Origin of the sequence: Burkholderia sp. RF7-non_BP4, from assembly GCF_001521935.1 — a bacterium.
In the GTDB taxonomy this organism is placed as follows: domain Bacteria; phylum Pseudomonadota; class Gammaproteobacteria; order Burkholderiales; family Burkholderiaceae; genus Burkholderia; species Burkholderia diffusa.
Window position 1 is genome coordinate 1 of the sequence record NZ_LOTA01000062.1, and the last position, 15,282, is coordinate 15,282.

Here is a 15,282-nt window from a genome sequence, read left to right on the forward strand (position 1 = left end):
TTGCGCTGTTCGATGACGGACGGCTACGACTGCTACCAGAATGCGCTGGCCGAGCGGGTCAACGGTATCCTCAAGGGCGAGTTCCTGTTGCAGCGTCCTGCCGACCTCGAGCAGGCCGCCAAGATGGTCGAACAGTCCGTGCACATCTACAACCATGAGCGGCCACACGCCGCCCTAGAATACAAAACGCCCGATGCGGTGCATCGGGCGTTCTAGCGTCTGGATACTGTCAACCTATTCCAGGACTTGACAGGCGCCCGATGCCGCGCATCGCACGTTGCGCTTCGCGCCGCACGCCGCGCGCATGCGCGCGCGTTCAAGAATGCCCCGCCCCGGTGATACACTCGCATCACCTCGTCCCTTCCACTCGACATGAAATTCTGCTCCGTCTGCGGTCACGAAGTCATCGCGCGCATTCCTCAGGGCGACAACCGTGAGCGCTTCGTCTGCGATCACTGCGGCACGATCCATTACCAGAATCCGCGTAACGTGGTCGGCACGGTGCCGGTCTGGGGCGATCAGGTGCTGCTGTGCCGCCGCGCGATCGAACCGCGCTACGGCTTCTGGACGCTGCCGGCGGGCTTCATGGAGATGGGCGAGACGACGGCCGAGGCCGCCGCGCGCGAAACGCTCGAGGAGGCCGGCGCACGCGTCGAGGTGCAGAATCTGTTCACGCTGCTGAACGTGCCGCACGTGCACCAGGTCCACCTGTTCTATCTGGCGCGGCTCACCGATCCGGCTTACGAGGCCGGCGAGGAAAGCCTCGAAGTCAAGCTGTTCGACGAAGCCGACATTCCGTGGGACGAAATCGCGTTCCCGACCGTCAGCCAGACGCTGCGCTTCTTTTTCGCCGATCGCGCCGCCGGCGACTACGGCGTCCATACCGGCGATATCTTCCGCTCGCTGCGCAACGGCTGAGCCCGCGCCCCATGGTCCCCTGGCTCGGCCCGGACGATCCGTTTCCGCCCATCGAACGCGCGCTCGGTCCGGCGACCGGCGCGCCGGGGCTGCTCGCCGCGAGCGCCGACCTGCTGCCGTCGCGCCTGATCGAGGCCTACCTGCGCGGCATCTTCCCGTGGTATTCGGACGGTCAACCCGTGCTGTGGTGGAGCCCCGACCCGCGGATGGTCCTCGTGCCAGCCGAATTCAAGGTGTCCCCGTCGCTGCGCAAGACACTCCGGCGCGTGCTGCGCGACCCCGCATGGGAAGTGCGCGTCGACCACGACTTTCCGGGCGTGATGCGCGCGTGCGCGCAGGCGCCGCGTCGCGGGCAGCGCGGCACCTGGATCACGGCCGAAATCATCGACGCGTATACGTCGCTCTATCGTTCCGGCAACGCGCACAGCATCGAGACGTGGCATGACGGGCGGCGCGTCGGCGGCCTCTACGGCGTCGCGTTCGGACGAATGTTTTTCGGCGAATCGATGTACGCGGATGCCACCGATGCGTCGAAGATCGCACTGGCGACGCTCGTCGCCCATCTTCGCGAGCAGGGGCTGGAGATGATAGACTGCCAGCAGAATACGTCGCATCTAGCGTCGCTCGGCGGCCGCGAGATCGCACGCAAGGCCTTTGTCGCTCACGTGCGCCGCGCGGTAGCCGAACCGCCGATTCCGTGGCAGTTCGACAAGCGCGCGCTCGCCGCGCTGACGGGCCCTGCAGAACCGGCCGCCCCCTCCGGGATCGAGCGCTAGCGCGGCACTCCCTCCCTGCATCGAGAGCTGCCCATGACTCACCCGACTGAGCTGCCGCTTTCACCGCTTTCGGCGCTGCAATTCTATGCAACGGCGCCCTATCCGTGCAGCTATCTGGACGGCCGCGTCGCGCGCTCGCAAGTCGCGACGCCGAGCCACCTGATCAATTCCGACATCTATACCGAACTCGTGAAGGCCGGCTTCCGGCGCTCGGGCGTGTTCACCTATCGTCCATACTGCGACGGCTGCCGCGCCTGCGTGCCGGTGCGCGTGCCGGTCGGCGCGTTCACGCCGTCGCGCACGCAACGCCGGATGTGGAAGCGGCACCGCGCGCTCGTCGCGACGGTCTCGCCGCTGCACTACGACGAGGAGCACTACGCGCTCTACATGCGCTACCAGTCGGCGCGCCACGCCGGCGGCGGCATGGACCGCGACAGCCGCGACCAGTACGAGCAGTTCCTGCTGCAGAGCCGGATCAATTCGCGCCTCGTCGAATTCCGCGATCTCGACGCGCCGGGCGGCGAGCCCGGCAAGCTGCGCATGGTCAGCATGATCGACATCCTCGGCGACGGGCTGTCGTCGGTCTACACGTTCTTCGAGCCGGACGAGCAGCACACGAGCTACGGCACGTACAACATCCTGTGGCAGATCGAGCAGGCGAAGAGCCTCGGCCTGCCGTACGTGTATCTCGGCTACTGGATCCGCGAGAGCCCGAAGATGGCCTACAAGGCAAACTTCCATCCGCTGGAAGGGTTGCTCGACGGCCGCTGGAAAGTACTCGATCCGGATCGGGTCGACCTGCCGCCGGTCGACGCGGCACTCGCCCGCGCGCCGCTGCCCGGTGGGCATTCCGGGTCGGGCTGACGCGAACGTCACCAGCGCGGTTGCTCGCGCGCGGCGAGCGTCCGCCCCGGTCGTGAAGCGGCCGACGCGCGGCGCGGCAACCGTCGCCGCGGGCTGCTACGAAGCGAAGCCAGCCCGTGCGGCGCAACTCCCGGTAAAATAGTGGGTTGTCATTCATTCCGGCTGTCCGCCCAATTCCCGTGTTCAGTTCCCTCTATCCGCTGGCCCGCGCATCCCTGTTCAAGATGGATGCGGAAGACGCTCACCACCTCACGCTGCGCGCGCTCGGCGCGGCCGGCCGCACGGGCCTCGCCTGCGCGCTGTCGTCCCGCGTACCCGATGCGCCGCGCACCGTGATGGGGCTCACGTTCCGCAATCCGGTCGGCCTCGCCGCCGGCCTCGACAAGGACGGTGCGGCCATCGACGGCCTCGCGGCGCTCGGCTTCGGCTTCATCGAGGTCGGCACGGTCACGCCGCGCCCGCAGCCGGGCAACCCGCGCCCGCGGATGTTCCGTCTGCCGCAGGCGGAAGCGCTGATCAACCGGATGGGCTTCAACAACCACGGCGTCGACCAGTTCGTGAAGAACGTCCAGGCGGCCCGCTATCGCGGCATCCTCGGCCTGAACATCGGCAAGAATGCCGACACGCCGATCGAACGCGCGGCGGAAGACTATCTCTACTGCCTCGAGCGCGTGTATCCGTTCGCGAGCTACGTGACGATCAATATTTCGTCGCCGAACACGAAGAACCTGCGCCAATTGCAGGGCGCGGGCGAGCTCGATGCGCTGCTCGCCGCGCTGAAGGACAAGCAGCAGCGCCTCGCCGACCTGCACGGCAAGCTCGTGCCGCTCGCGCTGAAGATCGCGCCCGATCTCGACGACGAACAGGTCAAGGAAATCGCCGACACGCTGCTGCGCCACAAGATCGAAGCGGTCATCGCCACCAACACGACGCTGTCGCGCGCAGCCGTGCAGGGCCTGCCGCACGCCGACGAGGCCGGCGGCCTGTCGGGCCGCCCGGTGTTCGACGCATCAAACGAAGTGATCCGCAAGCTGCATGCCGAAGTCGGCAGCGCGGTGCCGATCATCGGCGTCGGCGGTATCTTCTCGGGCGAGGACGCACGCGCGAAGCTCGCGGCCGGCGCGTCGCTCGTCCAGCTGTACACGGGCTTCATCTATCGCGGCCCCGCGCTCGTCGCCGAATGCGTGAAGGCGATCGCGCGCGATCGCGCCGCGTAATATAGCCATAAACAAACGATATTTAGCGGTCGATTGCATTTTTGCTATGATCGGCCTCACATTCAGAATCAAGCGCCCCGCTGGGGCAAGGAAGCCCACACGATGAAAATTTCGCTGCTGAAGAAGCTGCTGGTCGCCGGCCTGATCGGTACGTCGTTCGCTGCCGCCACCGCGCATGCGGCCGACCTCCTCGACCAGGTGAAGCAACGCGGCACGCTGCGCGTCGGCCTCGAAGGTACGTTCCCGCCGTTCAACTCGAAGAACCCGCAAGGCGAACTCGTCGGCTTCGACGTCGACATCGCGAAGGCCGTCGCCGCGAAGCTCGGCGTCAAGGCCGAGTTCGTCACGACCGAATGGAGCGGCATCATCGCGGGCCTGCAGGCCGGCAAGTTCGACGTGATCGCCAACCAGGTCGGCATCACCGACAAGCGCAAGGAAACGCTCGACTTCTCGCCCGCGTACACGTACTCGTCCGCGCAGCTGATCCAGCGCACGGACGACACGCGCGAGTTCAAGTCGCTCGAGGACCTGAAGGGCAAGAAGCTCGGCGTCGCGCTCGGCACGAACTACATGGACATGGCGAAGTCGGTGCCCGGCGTCGACGTGAAGACGTACCCGGGCGCGCCCGAGTACCTGCGCGACCTCGCGGCCGGCCGTCTCGACGCGGCGCTGAACGATCGCCTGATGCTCGCGTACCTGACGAAGAACTCGCAGCTGCCGCTGCGCCCGGGCGCGAACGTCGGCTCGGCGAACCCGTCGGGCATCCCGTTCAAGAAGGGCAACCCGAAGTTCCAGAAGGCGATCGACGACGCGATGACGCAACTCGCAGCCGACGGCACGTTCACGAAGATCTCGGACAAGTGGTTCGGCATCGACGTGACGAAGCCGATCAAGTAAGCACGCCTCTGTTTCCCGCCTGACGGCGGGCCGGAAAGGGCGGCATCCGAAACGATGCCGCCCTTTGTTTTATCGGTCCGGTTTATGATTGCGCTTTCGCGCACGCATTCGCTTCGTATTCCATGTCGACAACGTCCCTGCTCGTCCAATCGCTGCCAGTGCTCGCCCAGGGTGCCGTGCTAACCGTCAAGTTCGCCGTGCTGTCGATGGTGTTCGGCCTGCTCGGCGCCGTCGTGCTCGCGATGATGGGCATCCGGCAAAGCGAGGCGCTCGAAGGCTTCGAACGCATCTGGGTCAATGCACTCGCGTGGCTCGCGCGCGCATACGTGAGCCTGATGCGCGGCACACCGCTGCTCGTGCAGATCTTCGTCATCTATTACGGGCTGCCGAGCCTCGGCATCTCGCTCGATCCGACGCCCGCCGGCGTGATCGCGCTGTCCGCGAACGTCGCCGCCTACATGTCGGAAAGCATGCGCGGCGCGATCAACGGGATTGCCCGCGGCCAATGGCTGGCCGCATACAGCCTCGGGCTGTCGTGGGGGCAGACGCTGCGCTATGTGATCGGACCGCAGGCATTGCGCATCGCGGTGCCGAGCCTGTCGAACAGCCTGATCAGCCTGATCAAGGACACGTCGCTCGTGTCGGTGATCACCGTGACCGAACTGCTGCGCAGCGCGCAGGAAATGATCGCGGCGACCTACCAGCCGCTGCCGCTGTACCTGGCCGCCGCCGCTGTCTACTGGGTGCTGTGCCAGATCCTCGAATGGGTCCAGCGCTGGTACGAAAAGCGCCTGTCGCTGCCCGCGCGGCACTGAGCGCGGAATCTCCCGCCGGGCCGCGGTCGCGCGCCCGGCGCCCGCCTTCCCTTCCTTCCCGCCTATTCGCCCGAATAGCGCACGCCGAGTGCCGCACGTGCTGCGTCGGTCATCGCGATCATCCGGCGCGAGTGGTCGTGCGTCATGATCGGGCTCTCGCGTTCGCCCGCGCGCAACAAGTCGCAGAAATGCGCGGTCTCGTAGTTCAGGCCGCCGCCGTCGACCGGTGCATCGAGTTCGACCGTGCGCCCGTCCGCGTAGCGGATCGTCGCCCGCGCGGGGTTCCACCACTTCTCGTGAATCGTCACGTGCCCGCCTGCGGCGGCGATCAGCGCGTCACCGCGGCCCATCACGTCGAGCCCGCAAAAGAGCTGCGCGATGCCGCCGTTCGCGTGACGGCTGTTCAGGCTCGCGAACACGTCGACACCCGTCGCGCCGATACGGCCGAGCGTCTGCACGTCGACTGCCGCGCCGAGCCAGTCGACCGCGAGAAACGCTTCGTAGATCCCGATGTCGAGCAGCGCACCGCCGGCGCGGTCGAGTCGATAGACGGAATGATCGTCCGGCACCGACGACGATGCGCAGCCCGCGCGCACGAGCCGGATTTCGCCGATCGGGTCGTCGTGCAGGTGCGCGCGTAACTGACGATACAACGGAAAGAACGGCGGCTTCATCGCTTCCATGAAGAGCCGTCCGGCCGTGCGCGCCGCATCGAGCACGGCATCAAGTTGCGTCGCGTTCAGCGTCGCGGGTTTTTCGCACAGCACGGCCTTGCCGGCGGCGAGCGCCGCTTGCGCGTAGCGTGCGTGACTGTCGTGGAGGGTTGCGATATAGACCGCGTCGATGTCGCTCGCGAGGAGCGCGTCGAGGCTGGCGGCAGGCGTGCCGCCGCTGGTGTTGCAGAAGGCGGTCGCCGCGTCGGCGCGGCGGGCCCATACGCCGGCGAGCGTGGCACCCGGCACGTGGGCGAGGCTTTGCGCGAATCGGCGTGCGATGCTGCCTGCGCCGACGATGCCGAAGCGCACCGGGCGGTTGTCGAGGTCGTTCATCCGGATCTTCCGTGTCGGTCGTATGACGGGGGCCGGCACGCTGCCGGCCGGCCGTCATGATAAACGGCTCGCCGGCGCACGGATAAGCGACGCGCGCCGATTCAGGCGCGCACGGGCACGTCGACGGAGAAATCGCGCGAAATCTCGTCGGCGCTGAAATCGATCAGCGCGAGCGATGCCGCTTCGGCTTCGCGCGGATCGCGGCGTTCGATCGCGTCGACGACGCGCGCATGCGCCTTCACCGCGACGTCGTGCGCACCGTCCTTCTGCGCGACGCGCGGATTCACGAGACGCACCGCACCGCGCACGATGGCCGCCATCTGCTGGAAGAACTGGTTGCCGCTCGCCTGGACGATCCGCGTGTGCAGCAACTCGTCCGCCGTGTCGTATCCGGGGTCGCCCGGTTGCAACACCTTGAACGCTTCGAATGCCTCGCGAATGCCCGCGATGTCGACCGCCGTCGCACGAACGGCCGCCTGCGCGGTCGCGCGCGGTTCGATCAGCATCCGGAATTCGATGACGTCGCGCATGAACTGCGGATCCGGCTTCGCACGAAACCGCCAGCTCACCACGTCTTCATCGATCATGCGCCAGTCGCGCATCGGTCGAACGCGCGTACCGACCTTCGGACGCACGTCGAGCATGTCGCGCGCAAGCAACATCGACAATGCTTCGCGCATCACCGTCCGGCTCACGTCGAACTCTTTCGACAGCACGTCCTGCGGCGGCAAAATGCCGCCGTACTTGTCCTCGACGATACCCGTGACAAGCCCATCCATCACTTTGGCGACCAGTGACCGGTCTTTGCCCTGCTCCATGACACCTCCCCGTGCGTCGATTTGCGAACACCTGCTCCGCAGTTCCGCCGGCCCTGGTTACGACTGTTCTTATGATCTATAAGTTGATGAGTTCGGGGATATTTCGCTATCTGGTAAACACCTGACAGGGTTATCCCTCTTTTTGACGTGGTGATTTATACGGCTTCAAAAAAAGCCCGGGAAGCGCGCTGCGCTTGCCGGGCCGGGCTTTCCGTCGAGTTTGACCATGCAATCCATTACGGCATCCTGACGCCATTACGGACTGCTTCTCATTCAGTTTCGATTAATCGGGATAAACGATCGTCTCAACGCCGTTTGCCGTGCCGAGCAGACACAGATTCGCGCCGCGCTCGGCGAACAGGCCAACCGTCACGACGCCCGGCCATGCGTTGACCTGCGCTTCGAAACCGCGCGGATCGACGATCTGCAGCCCCTTCACGTCGACGATTTCGTTGCCGTTGTCGGTGATGTACGGCGTGCCGTCCTTCGTCACGCGCAGCACCGGCACGCCGCCCAGCGCGGTCACGCGCCGGCCGATCGCCGTGCGCGCCATCGGCACGACTTCGATCGGCAGCGGGAATGCGCCGAGCACCGGCACGCGCTTGCTGCCATCCGCGATGCAGACGAACGTATCGGCCACGGACGCGACGATCTTCTCGCGCGTCAGCGCACCGCCGCCACCCTTGATCATCGCGCCGCTTGCGTCGATCTCGTCGGCACCGTCGACGTACACCTGCAGCGATTCGACTTCGTTCAGGTCGAACACCTTGATACCGTGGGACTTGAGGCGTTCGGTCGTCGCGATGGAGCTCGACACGGCGCCGCGGTAGCGCGACTTGACGGCCGCGAGCGCGTCGATGAAGCAGTTGGCCGTCGAGCCGGTGCCGACGCCGATCACGGCGCCTTCCGGCACGTTCTGGATCACATAATCGGCGGCTGCCTGGCCGACCAGGCGTTTGAGTTCGTCTTGAGTCATGGGGTGGGAATACAGCGGGATTGCGGAAAACCGGCAGTTTACCGGACTCGGATGACGACCCGGGCTTTTTCGGCGCGTATTGCGGCGCCTCGCGCGCCGATCGATCGTCAGGGCGCGCCGGTTGCGGCTCCGTCCTCGGCCGGCGGCGTGCCGGGAAAATACTTGTCGAGCAACGCTTGCGCGATCGCATCGGTCCCGGCGTCCGGGTTGCCCGCATAGTCGGATGGCCGGAAATGCATCTGAAACGCCGCGAATACGCGTTGCGTGCGCGCGTCGAGCACGCCGTCGGTCGGCACGTCATAGCCGTAGCGTGCAAGCTTCAGCTGCAATTCCCGCACGTCGACGAGCGCGTGCGGATCGCGGCCGCCCAGTCGCGCGGCCACGGTCGCATCGTCCGGCCACGCGCCGACGCCGGCTTGCGCGAGCGCATGCCACGGGAACAGCGGCCCCGGATCGATCTTGCGTTGTGGCGCGATGTCGCTGTGCCCGACCACGCGCGTCGGCGGAATTCCGTAGCGTGCGACGATGTCCTTCGACAGGCGGATCAGCGCATCGACCTGTTCGGGCGGATACGGCTGCCACGTGCGGTTTTGCGGATCGAGCGGGCCGCGATTCACGTTCTCGATGCCGATCGACGCCGCGTTGAGCTCGGTCGTGCCCTGCCATTCGCTGATACCCGCATGCCATGCGCGTTTCGATTCGGGAACGAGCTGGTAGACGACCGGCATCCCGTGTTCGACGCGTGGTTGCGGCGGCACGACGTAGTGCGCGCTGACCGAATCGCCCGTCAGCGTGCGCAGCGATTTCGCTTCGTCGCTTTCGGTGTAATGCATCACGAGAAAGCGGATCCGCGAATCGGCGCCGCGCGCTTGCAGGCTCGTATCGGCGTAGTAGGTGCCGCGCCCGACCAGCGACGGCGATGTGCAGGCGGCCAGCAGGCCGAGGATGGCGCACGATGCGCCGAGGCGAAACAGGGTCATGGTCCGCGAGTTCCGGGAGCCGCGTGCCGCGCACAGTCGCGGCACGCGTCGTTCGGGTCGTGACGGCCCGCGCATCGCGCGAGCCCGCGTGCGTCAGCCCGGGTCAGCCCTTCACGCGCCGCTGCCGCACCGCTTCGTACAGGCACACGCCGCTCGCGACCGACACGTTCAGGCTTTCGACGCTGCCGGCCATCGGGATGCTCATCACTTCGTCGCAGGTGTCGCGCGTGAGCCGGCGCATGCCTTCGCCCTCCGCACCCATGACGATGGCGACGGGGCCGTCGAGCTTCGTGTCGTACAGCGTGCCCGGCGCCTCGTCCGACGTGCCGATGATCCACACGCCTGCCTCCTTCAGCTCGCGCAGCGCGCGGGCGAGGTTCGTCACCGTGATGTACGGCACCGTGTCGGCCGCGCCGCTCGCGACCTTCGCCGCGGTCGCGTTCAGGCCGACCGCGCGGTCACGCGGCGCGATCACCGCATGCGCGCCGGCCGAATCGGCGACGCGCAGGCATGCGCCGAGGTTGTGCGGATCGGTGACGCCGTCGAGCACCAGCAGCAGCGCCGGGCCCTGGATGCCGTCGAGCAGCTCGGACAGGTTCTGCGCGAGCGGAACGTCCTCGACGCGCGCGACGACGCCCTGATGGCGCTCGGTATGCGCGAGGCCCCACAGGCGGGTTTCGTCGGCTGCGATCAGCCGCACGCCCGCTTCCTTCGCGGCGTGCAGGAAGTCCTGCATGCGGCGGTCGCGGCGCGTCTGGTCGTACAGCACCTCCGCAACCGTCGACGCATCGTGCCGCAAACGTGCGGTCACCGCGTGAAAACCGTAAAGAACCTTCAGACGTGACATGACTGGAACAACCTTCGATCAAACGTGCGGCCGCGCGATGGGCGCAGCCGCGATTCATGGAAAAGGAAAGCGCCGCGTTGCCGGCCGGTGACCGGTAGAACGCGGCGTCTCTCGATACTGCAGGGGCGTGTGCATGCACCGCCCCGAACGCTCAATACTTCTTGCGGGCGTGAACCTTCTTCGCGGCGGTCTTCGCCGCCACGCCGCCCTTCTTCTTCGCGGCACGCGCCGCACGCGCCTCCTTCACCGCGACGGTCGGCGCGCTCGCCGCCTTCTTGCGGCGCGGCGCGGCTTCCTCCACCGGCGGCAACGAGCGCACGCGCGGGCCACCGCGATCGTTACCGTTACCGGCCACAGCCGGCGCCGGTACCGTACGCGGCGCCTTCACCGGCGTGTCGCGCACGAGGCGGAAATCGATCTTGCGCGCGTCGAGATCGACGCGGCTCACCTGCACGCGCACACGATCGGACAGGCGATAGCGGATACCCGTGCGCTCGCCGCGCAGCTCGTTCTTGATCTCGTCGTACTGGAAGTAGTCCGAGCCGAGTTCCGTGACGTGCACGAGCCCTTCGATGAACAGCGTATCGAGCTGCACGAAGATGCCGAACGACGTGACGCCGTTCACCATCCCGCCGTACTCCTCGCCGAGCTTGTCGCGCATGAAGTAGCACTTGAGCCAGGCCTCGACGTCGCGCGACGCTTCGTCGGCACGGCGCTCGTTCGCCGAGCAGTGCAGGCCGAGTTCTTCCCAGATCGCGGTGTTCGATCGCGAACGGCCGCGCGCTTCGTCGTCGGCCTGCTGCATCGCGCGGGCGCGCGGCGACAGCGCGGTGTTCAGCTCGAAGCCTTCCGGTGCCTTCGGCACGTACTTCTTGCCCGACAGGATCGAGTAGATCGCGCGGTGCGTGAGCAGGTCGGGATAGCGGCGGATCGGGCTCGTGAAGTGCGCATACGCCTCATACGCGAGACCGAAGTGACCGATGTTGTCCGGACTGTAGACGGCCTGCTGCATCGAGCGCAGCAGCATCGGCTGCAGCATCTGCGCGTCGGGCCGGTCGCGGATCTGCGCCATCAGCGCGGCGTAGTCGCTCGCATGCGGCTTGTCGCCGCCGCCGAGCGACAGGCCCATGCCGCGCAGGAACGCGCGCAGGTTCTCGAGCTTCTCCGGCGTCGGGCCCGCATGCACGCGGTACAGGCCCGGGTGCTTGTTGCGCTTCAGGAAGTCGGCCGCGCAGACGTTCGCGGCCAGCATGCATTCCTCGATCAGCTTGTGCGCATCGTTGCGCTGACGCGGCACGATCTGTTCGATCTTGCCCTGCGAGTTGCAGACGATGTACGTCTCGGTCGTGTCGAAGTCGATCGCGCCGCGCTTCTGGCGGGCGGCGAACAGCGCCTTGTAGACGCCGTACAGATCCTGCAGGTGCGGCAGCAGGTCCGCGCGGCGCGCGGCCTCCGGCCCCTTCGTGTTCGACAGCACGGCGGCGACTTCGGTGTACGTCAGGCGCGCAGCCGAATGGATCACGGCCGGGTAGAACTGGTACGCCTTGATCTCGCCGCGCGCCGTAATCACCATGTCGCACGCGAGCACGCAGCGGTCGACCTGCGGATTCAGCGAGCACAGCCCGTTCGACAGCTTCTCCGGCAGCATCGGGATCACGCGGCGCGGGAAATAGACCGACGTGCTGCGTTCCAGTGCGTCGGCATCGAGGCCGTTGCCCGGCTGCACGTAGTGCGACACGTCGGCGATCGCGACGATCAGGCGGTAGCCGTCGCCGCGACCGACCTTGGTCGGCTCGCAGTAGACGGCATCGTCGAAGTCGCGCGCGTCCTCGCCGTCGATCGTCACGAGCGGCACGTCGCGCAGATCGACGCGGAACCGCAGGTCGGCCGGCCGCACCTTGTCGGGCAGCGCGGCGGCTTCATCGAGCGCCGGCTGGCTGAATTCATGCGGCACGCCGTACTTGCGCACCGCGATCTCGATTTCCATGCCCGGATCGTCGATATCGCCGAGCACTTCGACGACGCGGCCGAGCGGTTGCGAATGGCGGCTCGGGAAATCGGTCAATTCGACGACGACGACCTGCCCGACCTTTGCCTTCTTCACGTTCTGCGTGATCAGGATGTCGTGGCCGATGCGCTTGTCTTCGGGTGCGACGATCAGCGCGCCGTTCTCGTTGAGCAGGCGGCCGATCACGCGCTTGTTCGCGCGCTCGGTGACTTCGACGACATGGCCTTCCGGGCGGCCGCGGCGATCGTAGCCGACGATCCGCGCGAGCACGCGGTCGTTGTGCATGACCTTCTGCATTTCGCCGTTCGGCAGGAACAGGTCGTCCTGGCCGTCGTCGCGGATCACGAACCCGTAGCCGTCGCGATGCCCCTGCACGCGGCCGGCGACGAAATTCGACGGATGGGTAAGCTGATAGTGGCCGCGCTTGTCGAGGCGGATCTGGCCGTCGCGTTCCATCGCGGCGACACGCCGGAAGAACCCTTCGCGCTCCTGGCGCTTGATCGACAACGCTTCGGCGATGTCGTTGGCTGCCAGCGGCGCGTCGCTCGTACGCAGCACGCCGAGAATTTCTTCACGGCTCGGAATGGGGTACGGATATTTGCTCAAGGGTTTGTCGATGATTGTTCTCGTTGCGTTGACTGATGGTGCACGGCATCAACATAGAAGTGTCCGTCAGACAGTTCTATAGTGACGGCGGCGGATCATTCTATCACCCGCCTGTGCCGCCAAATGACGCGAATGCCGCGTGCGGGCGCCGCAGCGGCCGGTTTGCGGTGCATCGCAAAAAAGTGTTGACACGATTAATTGGGGCGCTATAATTTCGCTTCTTTGCAGCAAGCAGCTACTGCAAAACGTGCCCAGGTGGCGGAATTGGTAGACGCACTAGGTTCAGGTCCTAGCGGTGGCAACATCGTGGAGGTTCGAGTCCTCTCCTGGGCACCATCTGTTTTTGAAAAGGTCGGCTTAATGCCGGCCTTTTTTCATTTCAAGCCTCGCATTACGCGCGCTGGCCGCGCCATATGCCCGTCACGCCGATCGATAGCAGAATTGATCGGTGAAAGATTGCCCTCCCCGTTGGTACGTTAGCCGCCTTGCTTTCGACGAATCCGGCGAGGAACACGATCCATGACGTCGATGCATCCGCCGCACGTTCGCATGTGCGATGCCGGCCGCCGGCATCCCGGCGCACGCCGAGAACTCGCCATCCACGACGCGCATCGGTCGACACGAATCCCGCCGTGAGGATTCCGTAGTCCCTCAGAACGTCGGTGAGCAGCAGAAGAACGCCGATACGTTTCGCGCAGCTGGTTTGCTGCAGACCTGCGTCGACACAGCTGATGCGCTGCGCAGGAATTTCACGGCAACGCGTGCGATTCCGATCTGCGCGTGACGCCCTGAATATGCGACGCGCGAAATTTTTATGGCCGTCGCACAAATTGTATTGACAGACTTTCAAGACACGCTAGAATAGCGGTCTTCGCATCGCAGCAAGCGAAACGTGCCCAGGTGGCGGAATTGGTAGACGCACTAGGTTCAGGTCCTAGCGGTGGCAACACCGTGGAGGTTCGAGTCCTCTCCTGGGCACCACTTATTTAAGAAAGGCCGGCTTTTTGCCGGCCTTTTTCTTTTTCAGGCGCAAAGCGCTGCGCTTGCAAGCGCAGCTCGGGGCACGCGCCCGCGTTACCAAGCCCCCTCCGCTTTCCAGAAACGGGCGGCCTATCCCGGCCTTCTGTCATCTCCGACTCAAGCAACGAAGCAGAATCGGGCGCGCGAATTTCGAGATGCCCGGCGAACTCGATGGATACGCGACGCACACCTCGCCCCTTCACCGATTCAGCAGCCGAACGCCCCATCAAGACCCGCCCGGCTGTCGATGTCAGGCGCCGTTCCAGCGTTTCGCGGCAATCGCGACACGCTCGCCCAGCACTTCCGCCGTCTTGCGATCGCTCTCGAGAATCGCATCGCCACCCTCGTCCGCATTTGCCTGCGCCATCGCACCGAGGAACGACCCGAGCCGATTCAGATCGTTGACCGAACCCGCACTGCTGTTGTTGCCGGGCATCAGGCCGAGGCTGACCCACAGCATCTGATGCTGGGCAGCGAAGACCGCCAGTTGTTGCAGCGTCGACAGCTTGTCGCCGCTTTGCGAAGCCGACACCGTGAAACCGGCCGCCAGCTTGTCACGCCACTTGCCCCAATGCTTCGACGATGCGTCCATGAAGCCCTTGAATTGAGCGGACGCACTGCCCATGTAGGTCGGCGAGCCAAAGATGATCGCCTTCGCATCGCGCTCCAGGTACTCCCAGTGTTCGTCGATCGCGTCGACGGGGATCAACTTGACCGACGCGCCGTCGACTTTCTCGACGCCGCGAGCAACTGCGTCCGCAATAACGGCTGCGTGGCCGTAGCCGCTGTGAAAAACCACTGCAATTTCAGACATGACGAGTTCCTTGACGCGGACCGTTCCGCAATAAACGTTACCGTTACGGTAACATAAAAAGTCGCGATACAAGCGACTTCACCCACCGGTGCCGCACGCGCCATTGCGTGTCGGCGTTGCGCGATGCACACGGCCCGCCGGGCCAGCGGGCAATCGTTGCGATCGCATCCTGTAGCCGCGGGGGCAGCCCGGACGACTGGATGTCGTCGAGAATAATTTCTCCGGCGACAAACGTGAATGCGCATTCAGGAAATTCGCTCGATCCTTTCCGGCAGTAATTCCTCGCGCCGGCATCGACCGGTCAATGTGTTCAGACGCGACGAATCAGGCGCGCCCTTTTTCTCACCGATCCAAACGATCGCGCAAAAATCTGTTGACACGCCCTTCAGTCACGCTATAATTGCGGTCTTTCGCGATGCAGCAAAGCGAAACGTGCCCAGGTGGCGGAATTGGTAGACGCACTAGGTTCAGGTCCTAGCGGTGGCAACATCGTGGAGGTTCGAGTCCTCTCCTGGGCACCATCTGTTTTTTGAAAAGGTCGGCTTTATGCCGGCCTTTTTTCATTTCCGGCTCCAGAATCCCTGCGGGCGCGCTTCCGCTTTCGCCGCTGCCGCAGCGCAACTCCCCCAGCCCGCCAACACGCGCCGAGTGCCGACTCCACGTCAGCCCTCGTGCGC

15 protein-coding genes and 3 tRNA genes are annotated in these 15,282 nt (G+C 65.5%); 11 read left to right on the forward strand and 7 right to left on the reverse strand.

Annotation, left to right across the window (positions count from 1 at the left end; translation table 11 throughout):
• The 7 genes from WS49_RS21015 to WS49_RS21045 form a co-directional block, all read left to right on the forward strand.
• On the forward strand, positions 1-216 hold a 216-nt coding region (locus WS49_RS21015), incomplete at its 5' end, for an integrase core domain-containing protein (protein ID WP_156441396.1).
• Positions 217-372: 156 nt separating this feature from the next.
• The gene (locus tag WS49_RS21020; RefSeq protein ID WP_059532907.1) at positions 373-918 is read left to right on the forward strand and encodes an NUDIX hydrolase; all 546 of its coding nucleotides are present in this window, start codon (positions 373-375) and stop codon (positions 916-918) included.
• A gap of 11 nt (positions 919-929) precedes the next feature.
• Complete coding sequence (gene aat / locus WS49_RS21025) at positions 930-1,694, forward strand: leucyl/phenylalanyl-tRNA--protein transferase (RefSeq protein ID WP_059532910.1); 765 nt, start codon at positions 930-932, stop codon at positions 1,692-1,694.
• A 33-nt stretch (positions 1,695-1,727) separates the two neighbouring features.
• Positions 1,728-2,558 carry an arginyltransferase gene (locus tag WS49_RS21030; protein ID WP_059532913.1) on the forward strand — a complete coding sequence of 277 codons (831 nt, stop codon included), beginning with the start codon at positions 1,728-1,730 and terminating at the stop codon, positions 2,556-2,558.
• A 179-nt stretch (positions 2,559-2,737) separates the two neighbouring features.
• Entirely contained in the window at positions 2,738-3,775 is a 1,038-nt protein-coding gene (locus WS49_RS21035) for a quinone-dependent dihydroorotate dehydrogenase (RefSeq protein ID WP_059532916.1), read from the forward strand.
• A 102-nt stretch (positions 3,776-3,877) separates the two neighbouring features.
• Complete coding sequence (locus WS49_RS21040) at positions 3,878-4,672, forward strand: cystine ABC transporter substrate-binding protein (protein WP_059532918.1); 795 nt, start codon at positions 3,878-3,880, stop codon at positions 4,670-4,672.
• Positions 4,673-4,794: 122 nt separating this feature from the next.
• The gene (locus tag WS49_RS21045; RefSeq protein ID WP_009695834.1) at positions 4,795-5,487 is read left to right on the forward strand and encodes an amino acid ABC transporter permease; all 693 of its coding nucleotides are present in this window, start codon (positions 4,795-4,797) and stop codon (positions 5,485-5,487) included.
• 62 nt (positions 5,488-5,549) lie between these two features.
• Here the strand turns inward: WS49_RS21045 and WS49_RS21050 are convergent, their stop codons facing one another.
• From WS49_RS21050 to rnr, 6 genes are all read right to left on the reverse strand, one after another.
• Entirely contained in the window at positions 5,550-6,536 is a 987-nt protein-coding gene (locus WS49_RS21050) for a Gfo/Idh/MocA family protein (protein ID WP_059532921.1), read from the reverse strand.
• Between the two features lie 101 nt (positions 6,537-6,637).
• Positions 6,638-7,354 carry a FadR/GntR family transcriptional regulator gene (locus WS49_RS21055; protein ID WP_059532924.1) on the reverse strand — a complete coding sequence of 239 codons (717 nt, stop codon included), beginning with the start codon at positions 7,352-7,354 and terminating at the stop codon, positions 6,638-6,640.
• Positions 7,355-7,637: 283 nt separating this feature from the next.
• The gene (rpiA, locus tag WS49_RS21060) at positions 7,638-8,330 is read right to left on the reverse strand and encodes a ribose-5-phosphate isomerase RpiA (RefSeq protein WP_059532927.1); all 693 of its coding nucleotides are present in this window, start codon (positions 8,328-8,330) and stop codon (positions 7,638-7,640) included.
• A 107-nt stretch (positions 8,331-8,437) separates the two neighbouring features.
• Positions 8,438-9,310 carry an N-acetylmuramoyl-L-alanine amidase gene (locus tag WS49_RS21065; RefSeq protein ID WP_059532930.1) on the reverse strand — a complete coding sequence of 291 codons (873 nt, stop codon included), beginning with the start codon at positions 9,308-9,310 and terminating at the stop codon, positions 8,438-8,440.
• 103 nt (positions 9,311-9,413) lie between these two features.
• The gene (gene rlmB, locus WS49_RS21070; RefSeq protein WP_059467602.1) at positions 9,414-10,157 is read right to left on the reverse strand and encodes a 23S rRNA (guanosine(2251)-2'-O)-methyltransferase RlmB; all 744 of its coding nucleotides are present in this window, start codon (positions 10,155-10,157) and stop codon (positions 9,414-9,416) included.
• A gap of 151 nt (positions 10,158-10,308) precedes the next feature.
• Complete coding sequence (gene rnr, locus WS49_RS21075) at positions 10,309-12,771, reverse strand: ribonuclease R (protein ID WP_059532933.1); 2,463 nt, start codon at positions 12,769-12,771, stop codon at positions 10,309-10,311.
• 249 nt (positions 12,772-13,020) lie between these two features.
• Between rnr and WS49_RS21080 the strand changes: the two genes are divergently transcribed.
• From WS49_RS21080 to WS49_RS21085, 3 genes are all read left to right on the forward strand, one after another.
• Positions 13,021-13,107: transfer RNA gene (locus tag WS49_RS21080), tRNA-Leu, on the forward strand.
• Positions 13,108-13,327: 220 nt separating this feature from the next.
• The gene (locus WS49_RS36530) at positions 13,328-13,555 is read left to right on the forward strand and encodes a hypothetical protein (protein WP_059596275.1); all 228 of its coding nucleotides are present in this window, start codon (positions 13,328-13,330) and stop codon (positions 13,553-13,555) included.
• Positions 13,556-13,665: 110 nt separating this feature from the next.
• Positions 13,666-13,752 (forward strand) — tRNA-Leu (locus WS49_RS21085).
• Positions 13,753-14,041: 289 nt separating this feature from the next.
• Here the strand turns inward: WS49_RS21085 and WS49_RS21090 are convergent.
• Positions 14,042-14,605, reverse strand: coding sequence for a flavodoxin family protein (locus WS49_RS21090; protein ID WP_059532936.1), 564 nt, complete (start codon positions 14,603-14,605; stop codon positions 14,042-14,044).
• A 434-nt stretch (positions 14,606-15,039) separates the two neighbouring features.
• Here WS49_RS21090 and WS49_RS21095 point away from each other — a divergent pair.
• A tRNA-Leu gene (locus WS49_RS21095) sits at positions 15,040-15,126 on the forward strand.
• Positions 15,127-15,282: the final 156 nt, after the last annotated feature.